The 22,389-nt window shown below is 64.8% G+C and carries 20 protein-coding genes; 11 read left to right on the top strand and 9 right to left on the bottom strand.

From position 1 onward, the window contains the following. Positions 1-16: 16 nt before the first annotated feature. On the bottom strand, positions 17-274 hold the full coding sequence (locus OJB03_RS02180) for a hypothetical protein (protein WP_263784811.1): 258 nt from the start codon (positions 272-274) through the stop codon (positions 17-19). A gap of 298 nt (positions 275-572) precedes the next feature. After that, on the bottom strand, positions 573-1,361 hold the full coding sequence (locus OJB03_RS02185) for a TrmH family RNA methyltransferase (RefSeq protein WP_263784813.1): 789 nt from the start codon (positions 1,359-1,361) through the stop codon (positions 573-575). A 205-nt stretch (positions 1,362-1,566) separates the two neighbouring features. Between OJB03_RS02185 and OJB03_RS02190 the strand changes: the two genes are divergently transcribed. The 5 genes from OJB03_RS02190 (at position 1,567) to OJB03_RS02210 (ending at position 7,888) form a co-directional block, all read left to right on the top strand. Further along, positions 1,567-2,871, top strand: coding sequence for a Glu/Leu/Phe/Val family dehydrogenase (locus OJB03_RS02190; protein ID WP_263784815.1), 1,305 nt, complete (start codon positions 1,567-1,569; stop codon positions 2,869-2,871). 54 nt (positions 2,872-2,925) lie between these two features. Further along, the gene (locus OJB03_RS02195; protein ID WP_263785527.1) at positions 2,926-4,899 is read left to right on the top strand and encodes an Ig-like domain-containing domain; all 1,974 of its coding nucleotides are present in this window, start codon (positions 2,926-2,928) and stop codon (positions 4,897-4,899) included. Between the two features lie 43 nt (positions 4,900-4,942). After that, on the top strand, positions 4,943-6,574 hold the full coding sequence (locus tag OJB03_RS02200; protein ID WP_263784818.1) for an NAD(P)H-hydrate dehydratase: 1,632 nt from the start codon (positions 4,943-4,945) through the stop codon (positions 6,572-6,574). A 48-nt stretch (positions 6,575-6,622) separates the two neighbouring features. Then, positions 6,623-7,036, top strand: a complete 414-nt coding sequence (locus OJB03_RS02205; RefSeq protein WP_263784821.1) for a VanZ family protein — start codon at positions 6,623-6,625, stop codon at positions 7,034-7,036. A gap of 192 nt (positions 7,037-7,228) precedes the next feature. Then, on the top strand, positions 7,229-7,888 hold the full coding sequence (locus OJB03_RS02210; protein WP_263784823.1) for an energy transducer TonB: 660 nt from the start codon (positions 7,229-7,231) through the stop codon (positions 7,886-7,888). Between the two features lie 110 nt (positions 7,889-7,998). Here OJB03_RS02210 and rpiA read toward each other — a convergent pair whose 3' ends face one another. From rpiA to OJB03_RS02225, 3 genes are all read right to left on the bottom strand, one after another. Further along, positions 7,999-8,694 carry a ribose-5-phosphate isomerase RpiA gene (rpiA, locus tag OJB03_RS02215; protein ID WP_263784825.1) on the bottom strand — a complete coding sequence of 232 codons (696 nt, stop codon included), beginning with the start codon at positions 8,692-8,694 and terminating at the stop codon, positions 7,999-8,001. Between the two features lie 109 nt (positions 8,695-8,803). Continuing rightward, on the bottom strand, positions 8,804-9,295 hold the full coding sequence (locus OJB03_RS02220) for a GNAT family N-acetyltransferase (RefSeq protein ID WP_263784826.1): 492 nt from the start codon (positions 9,293-9,295) through the stop codon (positions 8,804-8,806). A 34-nt stretch (positions 9,296-9,329) separates the two neighbouring features. Next, entirely contained in the window at positions 9,330-11,477 is a 2,148-nt protein-coding gene (locus OJB03_RS02225; RefSeq protein ID WP_263784828.1) for an ATP-dependent helicase, read from the bottom strand. A 309-nt stretch (positions 11,478-11,786) separates the two neighbouring features. Between OJB03_RS02225 and OJB03_RS02230 the strand changes: the two genes are divergently transcribed. The 6 genes from OJB03_RS02230 to OJB03_RS02255 all read left to right on the top strand — a co-directional run bounded on the left by OJB03_RS02230 (position 11,787) and on the right by OJB03_RS02255 (position 18,287). Continuing rightward, positions 11,787-12,707, top strand: coding sequence for a ParA family protein (locus tag OJB03_RS02230; protein WP_263784829.1), 921 nt, complete (start codon positions 11,787-11,789; stop codon positions 12,705-12,707). Positions 12,708-12,773: 66 nt separating this feature from the next. Beyond that, positions 12,774-13,757, top strand: a complete 984-nt coding sequence (locus tag OJB03_RS02235; protein WP_263784832.1) for a ParB/RepB/Spo0J family partition protein — start codon at positions 12,774-12,776, stop codon at positions 13,755-13,757. Between the two features lie 95 nt (positions 13,758-13,852). Then, positions 13,853-14,596: a DUF5683 domain-containing protein gene (locus tag OJB03_RS02240; RefSeq protein ID WP_263784834.1), complete on the top strand. Its 744-nt coding sequence runs from the start codon at positions 13,853-13,855 to the stop codon at positions 14,594-14,596. Positions 14,597-14,933: 337 nt separating this feature from the next. Next, on the top strand, positions 14,934-16,247 hold the full coding sequence (locus OJB03_RS02245) for an aminotransferase class I/II-fold pyridoxal phosphate-dependent enzyme (RefSeq protein ID WP_263784836.1): 1,314 nt from the start codon (positions 14,934-14,936) through the stop codon (positions 16,245-16,247). A gap of 114 nt (positions 16,248-16,361) precedes the next feature. Continuing rightward, positions 16,362-17,531: a GNAT family N-acetyltransferase gene (locus tag OJB03_RS02250; protein ID WP_263784838.1), complete on the top strand. Its 1,170-nt coding sequence runs from the start codon at positions 16,362-16,364 to the stop codon at positions 17,529-17,531. Between the two features lie 57 nt (positions 17,532-17,588). Next, positions 17,589-18,287 (top strand): HAD family hydrolase, encoded by a 699-nt coding sequence (locus OJB03_RS02255; RefSeq protein ID WP_263784840.1) that lies wholly within the window; start codon positions 17,589-17,591, stop codon positions 18,285-18,287. Between the two features lie 4 nt (positions 18,288-18,291). On the opposite strand, the gene OJB03_RS02260 is transcribed toward OJB03_RS02255, so the two are convergent. The 4 genes from OJB03_RS02260 to OJB03_RS02275 all read right to left on the bottom strand — a co-directional run bounded on the left by OJB03_RS02260 (position 18,292) and on the right by OJB03_RS02275 (position 22,223). Continuing rightward, entirely contained in the window at positions 18,292-18,933 is a 642-nt protein-coding gene (locus OJB03_RS02260; protein WP_263784843.1) for a rhomboid family intramembrane serine protease, read from the bottom strand. Positions 18,934-19,069: 136 nt separating this feature from the next. Then, a complete protein-coding gene (gene purQ / locus OJB03_RS02265) occupies positions 19,070-19,777 on the bottom strand; it encodes a phosphoribosylformylglycinamidine synthase subunit PurQ (protein ID WP_263784844.1) in 708 nt (235 codons plus the stop codon). 97 nt (positions 19,778-19,874) lie between these two features. Then, positions 19,875-21,410: an acyl-CoA dehydrogenase family protein gene (locus OJB03_RS02270; RefSeq protein ID WP_263784847.1), complete on the bottom strand. Its 1,536-nt coding sequence runs from the start codon at positions 21,408-21,410 to the stop codon at positions 19,875-19,877. Positions 21,411-21,716: 306 nt separating this feature from the next. Further along, entirely contained in the window at positions 21,717-22,223 is a 507-nt protein-coding gene (locus OJB03_RS02275) for a single-stranded DNA-binding protein (RefSeq protein WP_263784849.1), read from the bottom strand. Positions 22,224-22,389 lie beyond the last annotated feature (166 nt).

Genomic DNA, 22,389 nt, shown 5'->3' on the forward strand with positions numbered 1-22,389 from the left:
CGTCCGTCACAAGGCCCTAGTCCCACTGCTCGTAATGATCGACGATCTCGTTCAGATTGTCGTGCTCGCCCTCGACGATGCCGACGACGAAAAGGCCCGTTTCGTTTTCGAGTTGGGCGAGCGCCTCGGTGTTGGGGGGGCGCCGGCCCTGGGTCTTGATGAACGTATCCTGGATGGCCTTCTGGGCCGCCTCGGTGGGGGTATCGGCGGTCGCGACGCTCGAGAATGGATCAAAGCCGTCCTTCTCGAAGCCGATGATCGTATAGGTGGGCATAGGAGCGAAGGAAGAATGAGAGACACGGATATGAAGCGAACAGTCATCGACTCCCAATGCGTGCGGATCGTCGCCGTTTCCGGTGCCCCGTCGACCAGGCCGTCGCGAGAGACGAATCGTTCGGGAAGGGAGAGCAAAAATCCCGTACCGGTAAAGAAAAAGCCCGGACCCCCACCAAGAGACCGGGCTTTGGGAGAAATGCATCCCAAAAGAAATGCGCCTAGTAGACACGCGGGTGTCCGATGATCTAACGTCGTTTCTTATTTCTTAATGTTTATCCCGTTCAGCAGGCATGAGGTCAGGGGCCGAGCCATTCGTACAGAAGAATGCCGCCGGCGACGGCTACATTGAGCGATTCGGCGGCGGGACGACCGGGGGCGCCGGGGAGGGAAACCGTCAGGTCGAGGCGGTCGAGGACAGCGGCGCTGAGGCCGTGGGCCTCGCTGCCCAGTACGAGCGCAGAGGGGCGGTCGGGCCCCCAAGTATCGGCGCGGGTGCCCTGGAGGTCGGCCCCGTAGAGGGCCGCACCATGGCGGCGAAGGCGGTCGAGGAGGGGGCCTGGGGAGTCCGTACGGGCCAGCTCCAAGGCCCAGTGACTGCCGGCTCCTGCGCGCATCACTTTGGGGCCGTACAGCCCTGCGGTGCCGGGCCCGGCCACGACGGCCCGAGCGCCGAACCACGCCGCCGTCCGGAGCAGTGTGCCCACGTTGCCCGGGTCCTGCACCCCGTCCAGTATGAGGACGGTGCCGGTCTCGCCGAGGTGCTCAGGCACTGCATCGGGATCCCGAAGACGACGCTCCGCCACGGCCACGACGCCCTGAGGCGTCTCCACGTCGGTGAGGGTCGTCATCGTATCGGGGTCCGTCTCGTACACAGAGACCGACAGTTGCTCTAGAAGAACCTGCACGGTCGAGTCGCCGAGCCCCTCGGGCGTAACGACGGCCTCCACGAGGGGGGCGTCCGCGTCGAGGGCGGCCCGAAGGGCGCGGGGCCCCTCCACGAGCGTCCGGTCGTGGCGGCGGCGGCCCCGGCGGCGGGTGAGGGCGGCGATGGCCTTGCGTCGGCGGTTGGACAGGGACGTGGGCATGAAAATTGATCGACAAGAGGGAAAGAGAATGGCGGACGGCGGAGCAACTGAGGGCGTCGCAAATCGTTCGTTCTTTCCAGGGGCGACGACCGGTCGTTCGACTTTTTGGCGGAGAATCCGGATCCTTATACCCCTCCATCCCGCTTGAACCAAGGAGGCAAATGGGCCTTCTGTTCACCATCGTCGCACTTCGTCCCACAGTCCCATGCCGTTCAACTTCGACGTATACGAACGATCGGCGTACCGTGAGCCGGCCCCGATCGACCACGACAGCCCGTTCCAGTCCATGATGGAGCGGTTTGACGTGGCTGCCGAAATCCTTGAGCTCAGTCCCGGCTTCTACGATTATCTTTGCCGCCCGGCACGGATGCACGTGACGTCGATCCCCGTGGAGATGGACTCGGGCCGCGTGAAGGTCTTTGAAGGGTACCGGGTCATCCACAACAACGTCCTGGGGCCCAGCAAGGGCGGCATCCGCTTCGCGCCGGACGTGACGCTCAACGAGGTGAAGGCGCTGGCCGGCTGGATGACGTGGAAGTGCTCGCTGGTGGACCTGCCCTTTGGCGGAGCGAAGGGAGGCGTGTCGTGCAACCCGGAGGAGATGAGCCCGGGGGAGCTGGAACGCCTCACGCGCCGTTACACCGCCGATCTCTTCGACGTGTTTGGCCCGGACAAGGACATCCCGGCCCCCGACATGAACACGAACGAGCAAATCATGGCGTGGGTGCTGGACACGTACTCGATGCATGCCCGCCGGACCGAGAATGCCGTCGTGACGGGCAAGCCCGTCGGGCTCGGGGGGTCAAAGGGGCGTCGGCAGGCCACCGGCCGGGGCGTGATGACCGTGACGCTCGCCGCGATGGAGCAGATCGGCCTCGCGCCGGGCGACTGCACCGTGGCCGTCCAAGGCTTCGGCAACGTCGGGGCCACGGCTGCTGACCTGCTGGGCGAGCAGGGCTGCACCGTGGTGGCCGTCAGCGACATTACGGGGGGGTACTACAACAAGGACGGGCTTGATCTGAAGGCGATGCAGGCCTACACGCAGCAGAATGGGGGCACGCTGGCGGGCTACGAGGAGGCGCAGCACATCACCAACGAAGAGCTTCTGACGCTCGACGTGGACGTCCTCGTGCCGGCGGCTAAGGAAGATCAAATTGACCGCGAGATCGCCGAGGGCCTTGGCGCCCGGATCGTAGTGGAGGGGGCGAACGGGCCCACCCATCCCGAAGCTGACGAAGTGCTGGCGGAAAAGGAGGTGCTCGTCATCCCGGACATCCTGGCGAATGCAGGGGGCGTGACGGCGTCGTACTTCGAATGGGTGCAGAACCGACAGGGCTTCTTCTGGACCGAGGAGGAGGTGAATCGCCGCCTCGACCGGATGATGGGGGAGGCGTTCGACAAGGTCTACACGGCGGCGGACGAATACGACGTGTCCCTCCGCATCGCGGCGTACGTGGTTGGGATCCGACGGGTGGCCGAGGCGCTTCGGATGCGCGGGATCTACGCGTAGAGGACGAACCGATCCCCCAACTGCGCAGTTCTCTGGCCTCGATTGATGGGCGTGATGACGATAGACGGACCGCCGGTGTCGAGTAGTAGCGGGTGTTGCTGGAGTGGAGACATCGGGAGGGGGCGGCTCGCCGTTGGGAGTGTCTTGGGACTGCTGGTTGGCCTTCTCGTGTCCTGTGCCAATCCGCAGGCCCCAAGTGGGGGGCCGAGAGACAGCACGCCGCCCTCGGTCGTCGAGACGCGCCCCGTGCGCGACACCGTTGACGTGTCCACGGACGCGGAGGCGCTGCGCGTCGAGTTTTCGGAGTACGTCGAGCGAAGCACCCTCTCGCAGTCGCTTTCGATCACCCCGACCTTCGAGCAACGTCCCCAGTTTAGCTGGGACGGACAGGCGGTCGAAATTCAATTTCCGTCCGCCCTTCGCGACAGCACGACGTACATCTTTACGTTCGATACGAACCTGAGCGACGCCCGCGGCGTCTCGCTCGAAACCCCGATCACGGTGGCGTTTTCGACGGGGGAGCGCATCAATCGGGGCCAGATTGAAGGACGTGTCGTAGATGGCCGGGAGGGCACCACCCAGCAGGGCGTGGATGTGTTCGCGTACGCCCTGCCATCGGGAGCGGGGGCCGTTCGGCCGCTGCCCGATGCGCCCGGCTACCGCACGCAGACGGGCGAGGGGGGGCGCTTTTCGTTCGACTACATGCGAGAAGGGCCCTACTACGTCCTGGCCCTCCGTGACAACAACCGCAACCGCCAGCCCGATTTCCAAGAGCCCGTTGCCGTACCGCCCCGGCTGTCGATTCGGGCCGACAGTGGGGCCGCGGCGGTGCCGGTGCCCTGGCTTCTGGCTCGACGTGACACGACTGGCCCGCAACTCCAGCAGGTACGGCCGGTGAGTCAGCGGCGCCTGCGCCTGCGCTTTGACGAGCCGGTGCGACTCGGGACGCAGGCGCCAGGGGATTGGGCCCCGCAGGACTCGGCCACCGGCGCGCCCGTGCCGGTCCAGGGAGTGTACAACGCCCCCAACCGCCCGACTGCGGTCGTGGTGCGCACGGACTCGATGCCCGACGCACGCCACGTCCTGCCGCTGCGAGAGGGAGCGGTGGTGGATACTTTGGGGCAGCCGTTGCAGCCGGACACGGTCCGGTTCGGAGCAGCCACGCAGGCCGATACCCTGCGCACACGGTTCCGAGAATTTGTGCCGACCGGCCTGGGGCAAGATTCGACGGGCGCCCGCCCGGTCCTGCCGAGTGTGCGGCCGGGCGTCCGGTTTAATCAGGCCCCGGACAGTGCGGCGCTGCGGGAGGGGATCAGCGTCCAGGACACCACCGGCGCCCCCCGGTCATTTTCGTTTGCGACCGACGATGGCACTACCTACCGACTTCGGCTCGACCCGCCCCTTTCTTCGGGGCAGGTCATTGACGTGAGGGTGGTGGGGGGCGTATTTGCCCAGCCCGACACGACCGTTCGTCGTCGCTTCCGGCGCGTCACCGGCCGGGTGCTCGGTGGGCTTGCGGGTCGTGTCCGCGTTGCCGACACGACGCGTGCATCGGAAGAGGCGGGGAGAGTGGAGGCAGACCCCCCGGCGGCCCGCCCGTCCCCCGTCCGTGCCGATTCGGTTCGGGCCGACTCTCTCACCGCCTCAGAGGACTCGCTAAAGGCGCAGCGGGACGAGACGCCCCCGGATTCGCTGCTAGATGGCGGCCCCGTCGCGGTTGACCTGACGGCGGTCAAGTCCTCTATTCCGGTGGCGCCCCGCCGACTGACCACGCTGCCCGATAGTCTGTTTGAGTTTACAGAGCTGCCGAAGGGGCGGTATCGGTTCCGGGCGTATCTGGACCGCAACGAGAATGGACGGTGGGACAGGGGCCAGATTCAGCCGTACGTGCCCGCGGAGCCGGCAACCTGGTTGCGAGAGCCGTTGGAGGCGCGCCCCCGATGGACGACGGAGCTACCGGCCCCGTTGCGGATTCCGGTGCTCGCGCCGGCGCCCGACACGTCCGGACCCGCCGGGCAAACCCGCTGAGACGACCTTTGAACGATCGATTGAATGCGACTCGCTGTTCGAAATGATGGCTTCGTCCGACGCTGAATCGCTGTGCACGCCTGCCCTCACGGCCGATGCCATGCGGGCGGCCGACCGCTACACGATTGACGAGTACGGCCTGCCCAGCTTTACGCTCATGGAGACGGCCGGCCGCGGCTGTGCCGAGCACATTCAGGACGCCTATGGGCCCCTGGAGAATGAGGCCGTGGTGGTGCTCTGCGGAAAGGGCAACAACGGGGGGGACGGGCTCGTCGTGGCGCGGCACCTCTTGATTGAGGGGACGCGGGTGCACGTCGTCCTAGCGAGTGCCCCCGATGCACTGAGCGACGACGCGGCCCACAACCTGTCGCTGCTGCGACAACTTGAGGCGAATGGGACGGCCGGGGAGCGACTGACGATCGGCACCCTGGAGGGCCTAAACGCGCTGACGGAGGCGGTGGCGCCGCTTCGGCCGTGCCTCTATGTCGACGCGCTCCTGGGCACGGGTCTCACGAGTGACGTGCGGGAGCCTATTCGGGGCCTCGTCACGTGGGTTAATGAGCGTGAGGTCCCCACGGTCGCCCTCGATGTGCCCACTGGCCTCCACAGCGACACCGGAGCGGTGCTCGGCGTGGCCGTCCGGGCCGACCGTACGGTGACGATGGCCGCGCCAAAGGTGGGGCTGCGGGTCGGGGAGGGACCCACGCGGGCCGGCACAGTCGAGGTGGTCGACATTGGCATGCCTCCCTTCGTGCTCGACCGTGCCGCGGAGAAGACCGGCTGTGCGCGAGAGACAACGGACGCGGCCGTGCAGGCGTGGTGGCCGGCGCGGGAAGACGACGCGTACAAGTACAGTGTCGGCACGGCCCTGGTCATTGGGGGAGCGCCCCAGTTTACAGGGGCGCCGGTTATGGCGGCGAAGGCGGCGGGGCGCAGCGGCGCCGGGTACGTGCGGTGTGCCGGGCCGGAGACCATCCACTCAACGCTTGCCGGTGCCCTCACGACGATTCCTACACTCCCGCTCCCGACCGCGGACGGCAACGGCATCGATCCCGACGCGGCCCCTGATGCACTGGCCGACGCCGCGGACACTGCGGATGCCCTTCTCGTGGGGCCGGGCCTTGGGCGCGCCCCGGGAACGGCGCAGTTCGTGCGACGACTGGTGCGGACGGCCGACACGCCCCTCGTCCTCGACGCCGACGGCCTCAACGCACTGTCCGGCCACATCGACGAGCTGGCCGGTCAGCGGCAGGCCCCGTGGGTCCTGACGCCGCACGCCGGTGAATTTCGGCGCCTTGCCGGGGAGGAGGGGACCCTCACGGACCGGGTGCGCGTCGCGCAAACCTACGCAGAGCGGTGGGACGCCGTGTGCCTGCTGAAAGGCATGCCAAGCGTCGTCGCCGGGCCGGGCGGTCGGACTTTCCTCGGAAGCATTACCACGCCGGCCCTGGCGACGGCGGGCACGGGCGACGTCCTGGCCGGTCAGTGCGTGGGGCTCATGGCCCAGGGAGTGTCGCCGCTCAACGCTGCCGCTGCGGCCCTGCACGTAGGGGGGGCTGCGGCCGAGCGCTACGGGGCCACCCACGATCCCCGGTCGATGGTGGCGACCGATCTGCTCGACACGATTCCCCGTGTGGCCGCCGAACGGTTTGGGGACGGGCATCGGCAGAACTGAATCGATCTCTTCTCCTGCAATCCCTTTGCACTCATACGTTCCCGCCCGATGCGTATTTTGTCGTCGCTCCGAACTGTTCACTACCGCCTACTTGCGGCGCTCTGGACGGTGGGGATTCTCGTTGCGCTGACCCTCCCCACCGGCAGCATGCCGGACGCGCAGACCACTGGCCTCGACAAGGTCGTGCACGCAGGGCTCTTTGCTGGATTCGGGATTCTCTGGCTGCGGGGCCTGTGCCCACCGGACACCGAAAGGCTCTCGGCGTGCTTCCGTCGGCGCGGCGGGTTGTTCTTTGTCGGAGGGCTGCTATTTGCGGTGGGGACGGAGGTCTACCAACAACTGCTGCCCATCCGGCGGATGGCGGACCCCTACGACGTCACAGCGGACCTCCTTGGATTCGGCGTTGCATTTCTAGGATACTACGTCTACCATGTGCGCCGGACTGACCGAGCATCGGCCTGAGCCGTGACGATACGCTGGGGGCAGGCTGGTCGGAGTCCTCTGAGGTGGTAAACACCCATTACCAAGAGCACCTCAAAGATGAAACATCGAGGAAGGGTCGATGTAGCTCTTCTTGTGACACGCGTTATCACATGAAGCAGCCGTGTATCCGCGCGGCGGCGTTTGCACTGTCTCACAATAAGGTAATCCACCATGGCCCTGCGCAAGAAAGAAGGGGCGGATCTACGCAAACAGTACCCGCTGTACGTAGAGATCGGCCTGGTTCTCTCGCTCACGCTCCTCATCGTGGCCTTTCGGGCCGATTTCTCGAACGAGAGTTCGTTCCAGGTCCAGATGGAGGAGCAGGAAACCGTGGACATGAAGCAGATCCAGCAGACCCAGCAGGAGAAGGAGCCACCGCCGCCGCCGAAGCCGCCGGTTCCCCAGGAGGTGCCAAACAATGAGGTAATCGAAAATGAGACCGACTTCGACGCCTCGCTCGACATGGACGAGCGGCTGGATACCAGTCAAGGCCCGCCCGACGACGAGGAAGAAGAGGAGGAGGAAGAGCAGGAGATCTTCATGGTCGTTGAGAACCAGCCAGAGCTGGTCGGCGGCATGAGGGCACTCCAACAGTCGGTCGAGTACCCTGAGTTCGCGAAGAAGGCGGGGATCGAGGGGCGCGTAATCGTCCAGTTTGTCGTAGACGAGCAGGGCAACGTGCGGGACCCGAGTGTGACGCGTGGTGTCCACAAGCTTCTCAACCAGGAAGCCGTCAAGGCCGTCAAGGAGCAAAGCTTCAAGCCGGGGAAACAGCGTGGTCAGGCCGTGAAGGTCCAGATGTCACTTCCCGTGACGTTCCGGCTTCAGTAGCGCGTCCCCCGACTTTCGGTTAATCCGTTTGAGCGCGCACCGTGGGAATGCCCGCGGTGCGCGTTTTTGTTGGGGGCTGCGTGACTGACGCGGGTCGTCACGGTCACGGGCTAGGACACCGAGTGGTGATCTACCGACTCGTCGGGATGTCCCACAAGGACGTCGGTGGCCATGTCTAGGAACAGGCCGTGGTCGAGCACGCCCGGGCGGTCGCAGAGCTGGCGGTTGAGGTCGCCGGGGTTATCGATGCCGTCAGAAAACCGTGCGTCAATAATCCACAGGCCCTGATCGGTGACCACCGGGCCATCCTTTGCGTGGGCCGTGCGGAGCGTCGGCGTCGCCCCGGCTGTCTCCAGCGCGTTCATCACCGGCGTCGCGGCCATGGGGAGCACCTCCACGGGCACCGGAAACTGGGTGCCGAGCCGGTCCACCTCTTTCGTCGGGTCGACCAGCACCACGAACCGGTCGGCCTGGTGGGCCACCACCTTCTCGCGGGCGTGTGCCCCGCCGCCCCCCTTGATGAGGCGGAAGGCGCCGTCGACCTCATCGGCTCCATCGAGCGCAAGATCGAGGGTCGGGGTGTCGTCGAGTGAGGTGAGTGGGATGCCGTGGGTGCGGGCGCGACGCTCGGTGGCAAACGACGTAGGGACGCCCCGCACGTCGAGGTTCTCCTTCCGGATGCGGCGGCCGAGAAATTCGAGGGCGTACGCGGTGGTAGAGCCGGAGCCGAGGCCTATGCACATGCCGTCACGGACGAGTTGAACGGCGGCCCCGGCGGCGGCCTGCTTGGCGGTGTCGCGATCCATAGAAGCGGAGGTGAGTGGTGGGAGTATAGTTACGGAGATGTATTGTGGAGAGGCCCGCGCGCTGCCTAGGACCTGATGTCCTCGACGCGGGGCCGGACCCGCCCAAGGGTTACGCCTCGTCGAAGGTCCAGGCGAAGCGAAGCCGGTAGTCCTCGTATTTGGCGCTGTAGCCGGCCCGAATCACCTCGAACCCTTCGTCGAGGCCGAGGACCGTCATCCCGGGGTGCTTGTTCGGAAACGTATCGTACACGAATCGCTCGTAGCCGCGGCGGGCCACGACGTCGAGCATGTCGTAGAGAAGGGCCCGGGCAATGCCGTTGCGACGATGGGCGGGGTGGACGCCGCCCTTGGCGCTGTAGAACGCGGCCTCGTTGAGCCGGTAGCCCAGCTTGAAGCCCACGTTGGTGCCGCCCGACCGGGCGAGCAGCATGAGCAGGTCGTCTCGCTCAAACGTCTCGATGATGTGGGCGTCGTCGAAGATAGCGACGTTGAGGCGGCGGATTGCATCAATCCGCTCCATGCCCACCTCCACGATTTCGAGGGGAACCTCGGCCACCTCGTGCGCCTCGGGCGAAGTAGAGTGCTCGTGCGGCGTCCTCATGATGAAGCGATCGGGGCGGTCAGAAGCGGGTTGGCTAAAACGGGAGGCCGTCGACGTCAGTCGGGTCCTCGGGGGGACCGTCATCGTGGGCGGATTCGGTGGACGCCGGGGCCTCTCCGTTCTGGAAGGCGGGCATTTCGTCGTTCGCCCCGGACGAGTTTGATGCGTCCGGGGCCTCCCCGTCTACGGCGTCTTCTTCCACAAGCTGCGCCGGTTCGAGAACATCTTCGGGCACGTCCTCGACGAAGCGGCTCGGGCTCGTCATGTACTCGCCCTGTCCCCGTCGGTACTGCGTCATCGGGTAGGAGATGAAGAGGTCTTCCTCCGCCCGCGTCGCGGCCACGTAGAAGAGGCGCAATTCCTCGTCGACCCCTCCCGGCTCACGAAGGGCGTGGCGCGAGGGAATGGTGCCGTCGAGCGCCCGAATCAGGAAGACGGTGTGGAATTCGAGGCCCTTCGCCGAGTGGATGGTCGACAGCACGAGGGGCGGCTCGTCGTCCTCCCCGGTTTCCTGATCGAGGGCGGTCAGCTCGATGGGGTCGAGCGTGAGCGAGGACAGAAAGCGCTGGCGCGACTCGTGGTTGGCGGCGAGGCCGGCCAGGTGCTCCAGGTCCGGAGCGCGCTTCGGATGGTCGTCGGCGTACTTGTTTTCGAAGAGGGGCTGGTAGTAGTCGAGGATGGCCTCCACCTGCTCGGTGACGGACGTATCGTCGGAGCGGACGTGGCGGAGCGTCGAGAAGAGCTGTTTGAGTCGGGCCGCGTACCGGTCGGAGAACGGGGCGCCGTCCCCGAGCGTCAGTGGGTCCTCGGCCGCTTCCGTCGTCCACTCAATGAGGGACTGGGCCGTCTTGGGCCCGATGCCGTGGATGAGCTGGAGCGCCCGGTTCCAGGAGGCGGCGTCCTGCGGGTTCTCCACCACTTTCAGGTGGGCCAGCACGTCCTTGATGTGGGCCGCCTCGTTAAGCTTCATCCCGCCGTACTTTACAAACGGAATGTTGCGCTGGTTGAGCTCCACCTCTAGGTCGTATGCGTTGTGGCTGCTGCGAAAGAGCACCGCCACGTCACTGAGGGACACCCCCTCCTCGCGCAGGCGCAACACCATCTCGGCCACAAATCGGGCTTCCATGTCGCCGTCGGCGGCCGGGACCAGGGCCGGGAGCTCCCCCTCCGTCTTCTCGGTAAAGAGCGTCTTGTCGTACGAGCGCTCGGCCTGCTCGATGACGTGATTGGCCAGGTCCAGGATCGGCTGGGTCGAGCGGTAGTTGCGCTCTAGCTTCAAGACCTCGGTGTCGTTGAACTCATCGGGGAAGCGGAAGATGTTGCGGAAGTCGGCGCCCCGGAATTTATAAATGCTCTGCGCGTCGTCGCCCACCACGGTCACGTTGCCGTGGACCGACGAGAATTTCTTGACCAGCTCGGCCTGGAGAGCATTGGTGTCCTGGTACTCGTCGACCAGCACGTGCCGGCAGCGGCTAGCCACCTGGTGCCGCACGTCGTCGTTCGTTTCGAGGAGCTCCAGCGTGCGTTCCAGTAGGTCGTCGAAGTCCATGAGCCCGTGCTCCTTCTTGTACCGCCGGTACTCGTCGCGGAGGCGTTTCAGCTCCGCGTGCAGGCTCGTGAACTGGGGGTAGCGCTTCGTAATTGTCTCGTTGAGCGTCTCGTCGCGGTTCGTGGCCGACGAGAACATTGAGTAGAGGGTGTTCTTCTGGGGGAAGCGCTCCTCTCCGTCGCCGTATTCGCCGCGGGCGCGAATGACGCTGAGCACGTCGGCGGCGTCGGCCGCGTCGAGGACCGTAAAGTTGCGCGGGAAGCCGAGGGCCTCGGCGTGCTGTCGCAGCACCTCCAAACAGAAGGCGTGAAACGTGCCGCCACGCACCTTCTCGCAGCGCCCGTCGAGCAGATCAGACGCGCGGGCCGTCATGTCCTTAGCCGCCCGTCGCGTGAAGGTGAGCAGCACGATCTGCCGGGGGCGTGTGCCCGTCTCGACCAGGTAGGCGAGGCGGTAGATGAGGGTGCGCGTCTTGCCGGTGCCCGCCCCAGCCACGATGAGGAGCGGCCCCTCGCCCGCCGTCGCCGCTGCGTACTGCTGATCGTTGAGGTCCTCCGCGTACTCGATCGTGAGGTCCTCGGTCGACCCCGACGGTTCGTCCCGGTCCGACGACAGTACAATGCGGCGCGCCATGGTGGGGAGCGGGGGATGGGCGAGACAACGACGGGGCAGAGAAGCCGGATCGGCACGGCTCGGGGCCCCTCGGTGGGCAGAACACTGACCGGCAGCGGCCGGTTGGGAGACCGTCCTATGATGAGGGCCCGAACAGCAAAAGCCGTGTACTAAACCTTCGTAACGGGACGAGTGATCCGGTGACGAGGGGTGGACATTGGGGGGGCATGGTTCGTAGGTTGCTGTTACTGATTATCCGATGTGGGCCCTCCGTCAAACATGGGTCCAAATGAACCTCTTTGCGAGCGAGATTGTCTTCGGTAGTTTACTATGGGAAAAGTTATCGCGATCGCGAACCAGAAGGGCGGCGTGGGCAAAACGACCACCGCAATCAACCTAGCCGCCTCCCTGGCGGCCACGGAGCACCCCACCCTCCTGCTGGACATCGATCCGCAGGCCAACTGCACCTCCGGCATTGGCATCGAGTCCGACGAGGTCGACGACTCCATCTACGAGGTGCTCATCGGAGAGGTGGATGCCTCCGACGCGGTGATGAGCACGGCGATGCCGTTCCTCGACATGATGCCGAGCCACATCAACCTTGTGGGCGCCGAGGTCGAAATTATCGACGAAACCCAGCGCGAGGAGTTGCTGAGTGCCGCCCTGCCCCGCATTCGACGCAAGTATGACTTCATCGTCATCGACTGCCCCCCCTCGCTGGGTCTGCTTACGCTCAACTCGCTCACTGCCTCGGACTCGGTCCTCATCCCGGTGCAGGCCGAGTACTTCGCCCTGGAGGGACTGGGGCAGCTGCTGAATACGATCAAGATTGTGCGCCAGCACCTGAACCCGGACCTGGACATCGAAGGCGTGCTCATGACCATGTTCGACACGCGCCTCCGCCTGTCCAACCAGGTGGCCGACGAGGTGCGCCGGTACTTCGGCGAGCGGGTCTTCGAGACCATCGTGAAGCGCAACGTGCGCCTCTCGGAAGCGCCCAGCTTCGGAAAGCCCGCCCTGCTGTACGAGGCCTCCAGCACCGGGGCCCAAAACTACATGGCCCTTGCCCGTGAGATCCTAGACAACAACCAGGAGTACCTGAAGTCTACACCGGACAAAAATGGCCGGGGCGACGCGGAAACCATCGAGACGCCGTCCGCCGACGGTCAAGAAACCCTGTCGGATGCGATCGGGGCGTCATCCGAGGCCGATGAGGACGCCGCCACGCCGGCCGACGAGTTCTCCATGTAGCCCTGCACGCTGCGATCGTCGCACCTGATTGCTTCGTTCTCCTTTTTCGTCGATCCCCGGTTTCGCATGGGTAAGAAATCAGCACTAGGCAAAGGCCTCAACGCGCTCCTGCCCGAAGACCGGGATGAGCAGGCGTCCGGGGACGGCGAGGAGCAATCCGACGAGGCGCCGGAAGAGCAGAATCAGCTGTATCAGTTCGAGGACGGGACCCGGCTGCTGGGGCGCGTTGCGGAGGTGGCGGTGGAGCGCATCCGGCCCAATCCGTACCAGCCGCGGCAAGAGTTCGAGGACGGCGCGCTCGACGAACTGGCGGCGTCCATAGAGCAGATCGGCATCATCCAGCCCATCACGGTGCGGGCGCTGGGGGACGGTGAGTTCGAGATCATTTCCGGTGAGCGGCGCCTGCGGGCGGCCCGGCGGGCGGGCATGGAGCGCCTGCCGGCATTCATCCGCGAGGCCGACTCGGAGGAAATGCTCGAGATGGCCCTCGTCGAAAACGTCCAGCGCGAAGAGTTGAACCCCGTCGAGATTGCCCTTGGCTACCAGCGCCTCGTCGAGGAGTGCGACCTGACGCAGGAGGAGGTGGCCGAGCGCGTGAGCAAGAGCCGGGCGACGGTGTCCAATTTCCTCCGCCTGCTTCGCCTGCCGCCTCGCATTCAGGCCGCGCTACGGGACAAGCAAGTGAGCATGGGCCACGCCCGGGCCCTCATCGCGATGGACGACGATGAGGCCCAGGTGGCGCTGCTCGAGGAAACCATCGCGGAAGACCTGTCGGTGCGTGAGGTGGAGCGTCGGGCCCGCCAATGGCACCAGGACGAGGAGGAGGACGACGACCCGACCGCGAAGAAATCGTCCGATGAGAACTCGACCCCCGAGGCAACCCCCGATCGGGACGATCTCCAGTTCGAGGAGCTTCGAAATCGGCTCCGCTCCCGGTTTAGTACCCAGGTGCAGATTCAGCACCAAAAGGACGGCGAGGGAACGATCGAAATCTCCTACTACTCGGAGGAGGACCTGAACCGCCTCGTGGAGCTCCTAGCCGACGAATAGGCGGGTGCCCGTCGTCCGGAGGTAGAGGCAAGAGAGAGTGCAGACATTCCCTAGACCGAGGGACGCACACTGTCGGAGAGAAGACGCTTCCCCTGGTGAAGGACCACATTATTTCGTTCGTCGATCGGGTGCCTACGATCCAGATGCTCCGTGTTGGAGTCGGCCTGGGACTGCTGATCGTGGCGCTGGGAGCGGGCCTGGTCACCGGCACGGCCTCCGCGCAGCCGGACAGCGTGCGCGCTTCCATCCTGGAGGAGCAGGGATTTTCACCGGATCACTCTCCCCGCGGGGCCCTCTGGCGGGCAGCCGCCGTGCCGGGGTGGGGGCAATTCTACAACCGTCAGTACTACAAAACGCCGTTCGTCTATGCGGGCCTGGCGGGCGGTGGGTATGCCATCTACACCCTGACCCAGCGCTATCGCCTGTTCCGGGACGCCAACCTCTACGTGATTGGGAGGGGCCGAGCACAGGAGAATGGCGGCGCCAATCCGTACGGGCAGTTTCAAGGAGAGTACGACGAGGCCGTCGTGCGACTAGGGGGGGACCCGCAGAGCAGCAGCGTTGGGGGGCGCGAACTCCGAGATCAGCGTGATCAGTATCGACGCTGGCGGGACCTGTCAATTTTGGGCACGGGCCTGTTCTACGCGCTAACCGTCCTGGACGCGTACGTCAGTGCACACCTGCTGAGCTTCAACGTCGGGGATGTCGCGCTCGACGTGCGCCCGAGCGGAGGTGAGCCCGTGCTTGCGGGACGGCAGGGCGGACGCGGCCGCGCCCCCGAGGAATTGTCTTTCCGAAGTCTTAATGGGGTTGGGCTTCGCCTCCACGTGCAATTTTAGTGGCGAGGGACCTATGCCCGCGGCGAACGAGATGTAAAACTGCCCCAAAATATCAGTCAGGGAGAGGGGTGGAAGCGCTTCGATTTCGGGAATCGGCGAAACCCCTGCGCCGAGAGACGTACTGATCAATCACGTTTAGTTAGTACCCGGACCCGAGAACTGTGGCATCCCACACAGCGGGAGACCCCGGGCGTCGCGTGTTACTTTCGTTCGGGGCAGTGCGGCATCATTCGAGTGCAGAAAGACTGTACTTATGTATTTAGTCGCGGGCACCCATCAACGCGCGGCATACCTTACGTTCTTCGCGTCCTGAACTACGCACTGCGTTCCCGCTTTTATGACGACACCTGATCGTCCCCCCCGCCAGTCCACCCGTCCCGACGAGCCCGAGCAGACGTCGTCCACCGAGGAGGATCCCTCTCTGTTTGAGAAGTGTCACAGCTTCTTCGACCCGTCGGGCGACTACGCCAAGCTGAAGCAAGCGGACCTGTACCCCTACTTCCGGCCCATTGAGGAGAGTGAAGGGTCCCGGGCCGTCATGAACGGCGATGAACTCGTGATGGCAGGGTCGAACAACTATCTTGGGCTCACCGCGGACCCTCGTGTGAAGGAGGCGGCGCAGGAGGCAACAGCCACGTACGGCACCGGCTGCACCGGCAGCCGCTTCCTCAACGGAACGCTCGACCTGCACCTGGAGCTGGAGGAGAAGCTCGCCACGTTCATGGGGAAGGAGGAAGCTGTCTTGTTCTCTACCGGCTACATGACGAACGAAGGCGTGCTCGAAGCCGTGGCGGGCCGTGGCGACATCATTTTCTCGGACAAAGACAACCACGCTTGTATCAATGCGGGGGCGCAGAAAAGCCTTGCGGAGACCAAGCGGTACCGCCACAACGACTTTGATCACCTCCGGAAAATGTTGAAGCGGGCCCATGAGGAGCGCCCGGACGCGGGCAAGCTCATTGCCACGGACGGCGTCTTTTCCATGAGTGGCAAGATTGCGCGGGTGCCCGAACTGCTCGACCTCGCGGACGAATTCGACGCGGCCCTCATGCTCGACGATGCCCACGCGATTGGGGTCATCGGCGACGGCGGGCGTGGATCGGCCTCCACATTTGGCCGCAAGGACGACGTGCACCTCATCACGGGCACTTTCTCCAAAAGCTTTGCCTCCATCGGGGGCTTCTGCGTAGGAGACCGCGACGTAGTCGAGTACATCCGGCACGAGGCGTCGACCCACATCTTCAGTGCGTCCATGCCGCCGTCGACCGTGGCGACCGTTCTGAAGTCCCTGGAGATCCTTCAGGAGGAGCCGGGGCGGCTCGACCGACTGCACGAGATCTCCGACTACATGCGCGACGGATTCCGCAACCTGGGCTTCGACGTGTGGGAGAGCGAGACGCCCATCATCCCCGTTGTCATCGGCGACATGGAGCTGTGCTTCCGCTTCTGGCGGGAGCTGATCGACGAGGGCGTATTCGTGAACGCCGTCGTGCCGCCCGCCGTGCCGAAGGGGCAGGCCCTTATGCGAACCTCCTACATGGCCACGCACACCGACGAAGAACTCGACCAGATTCTCGACGCCTTTCACAGGGTGGGCAAGAAGCTGGGCGTGATCGCGACAAACGGCCACGGCGTGTCCGTGAGCGTGTAGTTGGCCCCCGAACAGCGGCCCCATTCGGTCCGTAATGACGCCGTCGTTTTCCGGCTTGCCGTCGGAAAGCGGCGGCGTTTTCGCATGGTTCCCCACAGTCTCTGTCCGCCTCGCATGCCGGCTTCGACCTCCACCGTGACCGTCCGCCCCGTCGATGGAGGGCGCGGTCGGGCCCGGTTCATCGACGTTCCGTACGACTTCTATCCGGGGCGCTACCCGAAGTGGGTACCGCCGCTGCGCCGCGACGTGAAGGACACGCTCGACCCGTCCTCGAACGCATTTTTCGAGCACGGCGACATGCAGCTCTTTCTGGCCGAGGATGCCTCCGGCGCGGTCGTCGGGCGCATTGCGGGCATCGTCAATGGGATGCATCTGGAGAAGCACGAGGACGCGACCGGCTTCTTCGGCTTCTTCGAGTGCGTGGAGGAGTACGCCGTCGCGGAGGCGCTTTTCGACGCCGCCGCCGACTGGCTCCGCGAGCAGGGCCTTCACCGCATGCGCGGCCCGGCCAATCCGTCTCTCAACGACACCGCCGGCCTGCTGGTGGACGGGTTCGATCGGGCGCCGTCCCTGCTCATGCCCTACAACCCGCCGTACCACGAGGACTTCCTGGAGCGCTACGGCCTGGAGCGGGCGATGACGATGTGGGCGTACTACCTCCACGAGAAGTACGCGGAGTACGAACGACTGCAGCGGGGCGTGGATCTCGTCAAGCGGCGCACGCCGGGCCTCTCGCTGCGCACGCTCGACATGGATCGCCTCGAAGAGGAGGTGCGCACCGTTCGCGACATCTACAACGACGCGTGGTCCGACAACTGGGGGTTTGCGCCCATGACGGAGGGGGAGCTCCAGCAGCTCGCCGACGAACTGAAGCAGATTGTCGACCCGGAGATCGTGTTCTTCGTCGAGCACGAGGGTACGCCGGTCGGCTTCTCCGTGGCGCTCCCGGACATGAATCAGGCGCTACAGCACGTCCCCGACGGGCGCCTCTTTCCGTACGGCGTGCCGTCCGGCCTCGTGAAGTTGCTCCTCCACACGCAGTACGGGGTCCACGAGTGTCGCATGCCGCTCATGGGCGTTCGGAAGGACTACCAGGGCAAAGGACTGGACAGCATGCTCGTCCTTGCCACCATCGAGAATGGACCGGCGAACGGCTACGCGGCCTGCGAGATGAGCTGGGTGCTCGACACGAACGACCGGCTGAAAAACCACGTCGAGTCCCTGGGGGCCGTCGTCGACAAGGAATACGCAATGTTCGAGACCCCCCTTTCCGAGAACGACTGAGGACGCGACCGACCGACTGCACCCTGACGCCTGCCCTTCGAAAGCTGCCCCACGACGATGGATCCCGAATTCGTATACTTCGACCTCGACGACACACTGCTCGACCACCAGGAGGCCGAGCGGAAGGCCCTGGCCGACGTGCGGAACCGCTACCTGACCATCTTCGGGGCCCGATCGGTCGACGAGCTGCAGGAGACCTACCACACCATCAACGCCCCGCTCTGGCGCCGGTACGCCGATGGGGAGATCAACAAGCGGACGGTGCAGCAGCGACGTTTCGACGGGCTGCTGGAGGCGGTGGATGCCCCCCACGCCGACGCAACACTGATCGCCCGGTACTACATGCAGCGCTACGCCGAGCACTGGGCCTTTATTCCGGGGGCACGGGAGGCGTTCGAGGCCATCGCCGACCATCACCCGGTGGGCGTGATCACGAACGGCTTCGCCGAGGTGCAAGAGAAGAAGTTCGACCAGTTCCCCCTGCTTCGCGAGCGGTCCGACGCCCTCGTAATCTGTGAAGACGTCGGCGCCCTCAAGCCCGATCCGGAGGTGTTTGATCACGCCACAGAGACGGTGGGGGTGTCCTACGAAGACGTGCTTTACGTGGGGGACTCCTACCGGTCCGACGTGGAGGGCGCAGAGCCGGTGGGATGGCGGGTGGCGTGGTACACCCGGAACGGCACCAATGGTCACTCGACCAATGAGCGGGGCTTCACCTTCTCGGACTGGGCCGAGCTGCGCGACCGGGTGCTCTGAGGGCCTACCCGAGAAGCTGCCGGAACGACTCCAGGAAGACCTGTACGGAGCGCGGCTCGAGGAGGATCGTGAGTATGACGCCCGCGAGCGCCCCCCCTACGTGGGCCTCGTGTGCAATCCAGTCGCCCACGCTGCCGCGCGCGCCGCCCCGGTCGCTGCTCCCCATTGCGTAGATCGATCCGAACACATACCCGAACGCGAAGAGGATGGCCGGAATGGGCAGCGCGAAGAACAGGTAGAGGTTGCGCAGTGGAAAGAACACGCAGAACGCGAACACGACCCCACTGATGGCACCGGACGCCCCCACTGCCGAGTAGTTTGGATCGTCACGGTGCGCGGCGAACGTGAGTGCATGGGCCGCGAGCTCGGAGCCGAAGTAGAGCATCAGAAACGCCCCGATCCCCAAGATGCCCTCCAACAGGGGCCCGAAGAAGTAGAACGTGATCATGTTGAAGGCCAGGTGCGCGCCGCTGGCGTGCACGAAGCCGGCCGTGAGAAACCGGTAGCCCTCCCGGTGGGTCTGGATGCGGTGGGGCCGGAACGACAGCTCGCGGAGGAGGGACGGGTCGGTGAAGGCGTATAGACTCACACCCAGGTTGGAGACCAGTAGTGCGAGTGTGATAGGGGCCTGAAGAAGACGCTCCATTCCGTTTGTAGATGGGCGAGTGGGAGAACGGGGACGGCCCCGAAGACGGATCCTCTGCACGTCACGAGACGCGTGGCACCTACGGAAACGGGGGAGCGGCTACGCCTCTTCTGTGCTGGCCGTCGCAGTGTGTGCGTCACGCCGTGACGGCCGAGACGTGGTTCAGGAGCGACTCGAAGATGAGCCGACCGTCGTCGCCCCCGAGCAGTGACTCCACGCACCGCTCCGGGTGGGGCATGAGACCACACACGTTGCCCGCCTCGTTGACGAGGCCGGCAATGCCGCGGACCGAGCCGTTTGGGTTGGCGTCGTCGGTGATCTCACCGTCCGCCGTAGAGTAGCGGAAGAGCACCTGGTTGTTGGCCTCGAGGCGGGCGAGCACGTCCTCGTCGGCGTAGTAGCGGCCCTCGCCGTGGGAAACGGGGATCGTGACGACCTGGCCCTCCGTCAGGGCGTTCGTGAAGGGCGTGTCGGCGTTTTCGACCCGGAGCGGCGTGTCCTTGCAGACGAAGCGGAGTGACTCGTTGCGCATGAGGGTGCCGGGGAGGAGGCCCGCCTCACAGAGAACCTGAAAGCCGTTGCAGATGCCAAACACAGGCCCCCCGTCCTCAGCAAACTGCATCACGTCCTGCATGATGGGCGAGAAGCGGGCGACGGCACCGGACCGCAGATAGTCGCCGTACGAGAACCCACCCGGCACGATCACCACGTCCACGTCCCCGAGCGTCTCCTCCTCGTGCCAGATGAAGCGCGTCTCTTGGTCGAAGACGTCGTGGGCGGCGTGGTAGGCGTCGTGGTCACAATTCGACCCCGGAAAGACAATGACACCGAAGCGGGCGGGCATGAGACGGTAGGGGGATGGTCAAAAAACAGGTTCTGGACCTGAAGAGAACGGCTCGCAGGGGCCCCGAAATCCGTGCCGTGAACCCAGAGGTCCAGGGCTACGCCTCCACAAAGTCGAGCCACGCGCTCCCCTCCACGTAGTCGTCAATCACAGACGGCGTTTGTGAGCGCCCGTAGGACGCGAGCAGGCGTTCGACCTTCTCCTGGAATGACTGGAGGCAGTTGGAGATCAGGTCGCTCCGAAAGCCCCGGTCGCCGAGCTCGATGACCATCTCCATCGTGACGACGCGCCCGAGAACGCGGCCCAGGTCCACGAGCTTGCGCTGCGAGAGCGACTGGTCGACCTCAAAGTCGAGCGCCCCGGAGAAGTAGTCGGTTGCGCGGGCCGTCAGGTCGTGGTCCTCCAAGAATGAGCGGAGGTTGCGCTCCTTCGCTTGACGCATGGACTTGAGAATCGACTCCGAGATCTGCTGGTAGAGGACATCGTTCGAGCCCTCGAAGATCTGGAACGGGCGGCTGTCGACCACCGAGCGGCCGGCCACATGGTCGAGCCGGTAGCCCTTGCCCCCAGTCAGTTGCAGGAGCGACTGGGCGGCGTTCTGCATGAGGTCCGTGACCACCGTCTTGGTGGCGTTGGCCGAGAGGGAACTGCCGGCCAGGTTGTTGTCGGTGTGGGCGTGCTCGCTGGTGTGGAGGCACATGGCCGAGCATGCCGTGTAGGCGGCCTGGATGTCCGCGACCCGGCGCTGCACCTGGTCGTACTCGAGCAGCGACTTGCCGCCCACGAAGCGTTCCTTGCAGTGCGCCAGGGCCTCGTCGAGAATGCGCTGGAGAAAGCCCATGCCCATGCCTGGAAACTCGATCCGGCTCCGGTGCAGGGTGTCGAGCATCATCTTGACGCCCGTGCTCTCGGGCTGAAGGCGATGCTGCGCGGGGACCTGAATGTCGACATGGTTGCGCCCGTACGGAATCATGTAGAGGCCGAGGTTCTCGTAGAACTCTTCGACCTCGATCATTTGCTCGGGCTGGTTCATGTCGGCGACGAAGAAGTCGATGTCGCGCCCCAGGTCGCCGTTGGCGCCCTGACGCCGGGCCGTCACGAGCCAAAAGTCGGCCCAGCCCGTGAGGCCAGCCCAGTGCTTGGTGCCCGTGAGGTGGTAGTCTCCGTCCCCCGTCTCCGTGTAAGAGGTCTCCATGCTGAGGGCGTCGGTCCCGTAGTCCGGCTCCGTAATCATGAGCCCCCCCAGGTTTTTCTCCTCGATGAAGCGCTCAAAAATTGGGGGCTTGATGGACTCGGCGCCGTACTTCGTGAGGGGCTGAAGGAACAGAGCGCCGTTGATGCCCAGGGTGAGAGAGAGGGCGAGCGACTCGTACGAGGCCGTGGCCAAAATGGACTGGCACTCGTGTACGTGGCCCCCCCGTCCGCCGTACTCTTCAGGGATGAAGACCGAGAGCGGGGTCATCGACTGAATCTCCCGCATCATGAACGGCGGAAGGCCTCGCTGCGTGCTGACCGCATCGAAGTCGCCGCGCATTCGGAAGACCTTGTGGAGCTTCTTCTGGAAGGCGTCCCGGAACGTGTCGAATTCGACGGAGGTCCCGAGGTCTTCGGACAGGTAAGAGGCGATGCTCATTGTACTGGGGTCTCAGGGAGACAGCGAGCCCAAGTTAAGGGCCGTGACGGAATATGATTGTCGTGTTTTCGCTCTATCGCAACGAGCATACAATGGAGAAGATCGACCGCAGAGAAGGGATCTGCAAACGAAGCTGCAACAAATCGCCCGGGTTAGATCGGGAAAAGATGTAACTTCCGCGTGTGTGCGCCTGCGAGGCGCAAAAAAAGAGGGGAAGATACACAAAAGGAGGAAGACCGAGGTGCACTCGGCCTTCCTCCTCTCGAGACACAAGATCGCATGGAGCTGTGTCGGAAAGCGCCAGGACTAGAAGGGAAGATCATCGTCCGGCTCGAACGTGTCCTCGTCCTCGCTTCCAGAAGACGCCTGCTGCCCGGGCTGCGGGCCGGAGGAGCCGGCGGGTTGTTCCTGGCGGGTTTGGTCCAGGGCCTCGTCCTCACGGGTCTGGTCGAAGCCGTCCATGTCCGCCCCGCCCTGGCGGTTGCTGTCGAGAAACATCATCTCTTGGGCCTTCACCTCCGTCGAGTAGCGCGTGTTATTGTCACGGTCCTCCCAGGAGCGGGTCTGGAGCTTTCCTTCGAAGTAGACCTGAGAGCCCTTACTGAGGTACTCGTTGCAGATCTCGCCGAGCCGGGCCCACGCCACTACGTCATGCCATTCGGTGTTCTGCACCTCGTTGCCGTCGTTGTCGGTGTAGGTTTCGTTGGTTGCGATCGACATGTTGCAGACGGCCGTCCCACTGCCGGTGTACCGGAGTTCAGGATCGTCGCCGAGGTTGCCGATAAGAATAACTTTGTTGACTCCGCGTGCCATGATGACCACCTAGCCGTGTTGTTCGAAGATCGATGAGCGCCCGAGCTCTTTTTGTGGTTCCGTTCTCTATACGACGAGTCGCGAAAAGTGTCCCGAGACGACGCCGCGGCGCAGGCGAACGCCAAAAGAAGAGCGCGGGCCCTGATTCGTTCCACAGACACACGGA

The sequence above is a fragment of the Salinibacter grassmerensis genome, from assembly GCF_947077765.1.
GTDB classification, from domain to species: Bacteria; Bacteroidota; Rhodothermia; order Rhodothermales; family Salinibacteraceae; genus Salinibacter; species Salinibacter grassmerensis.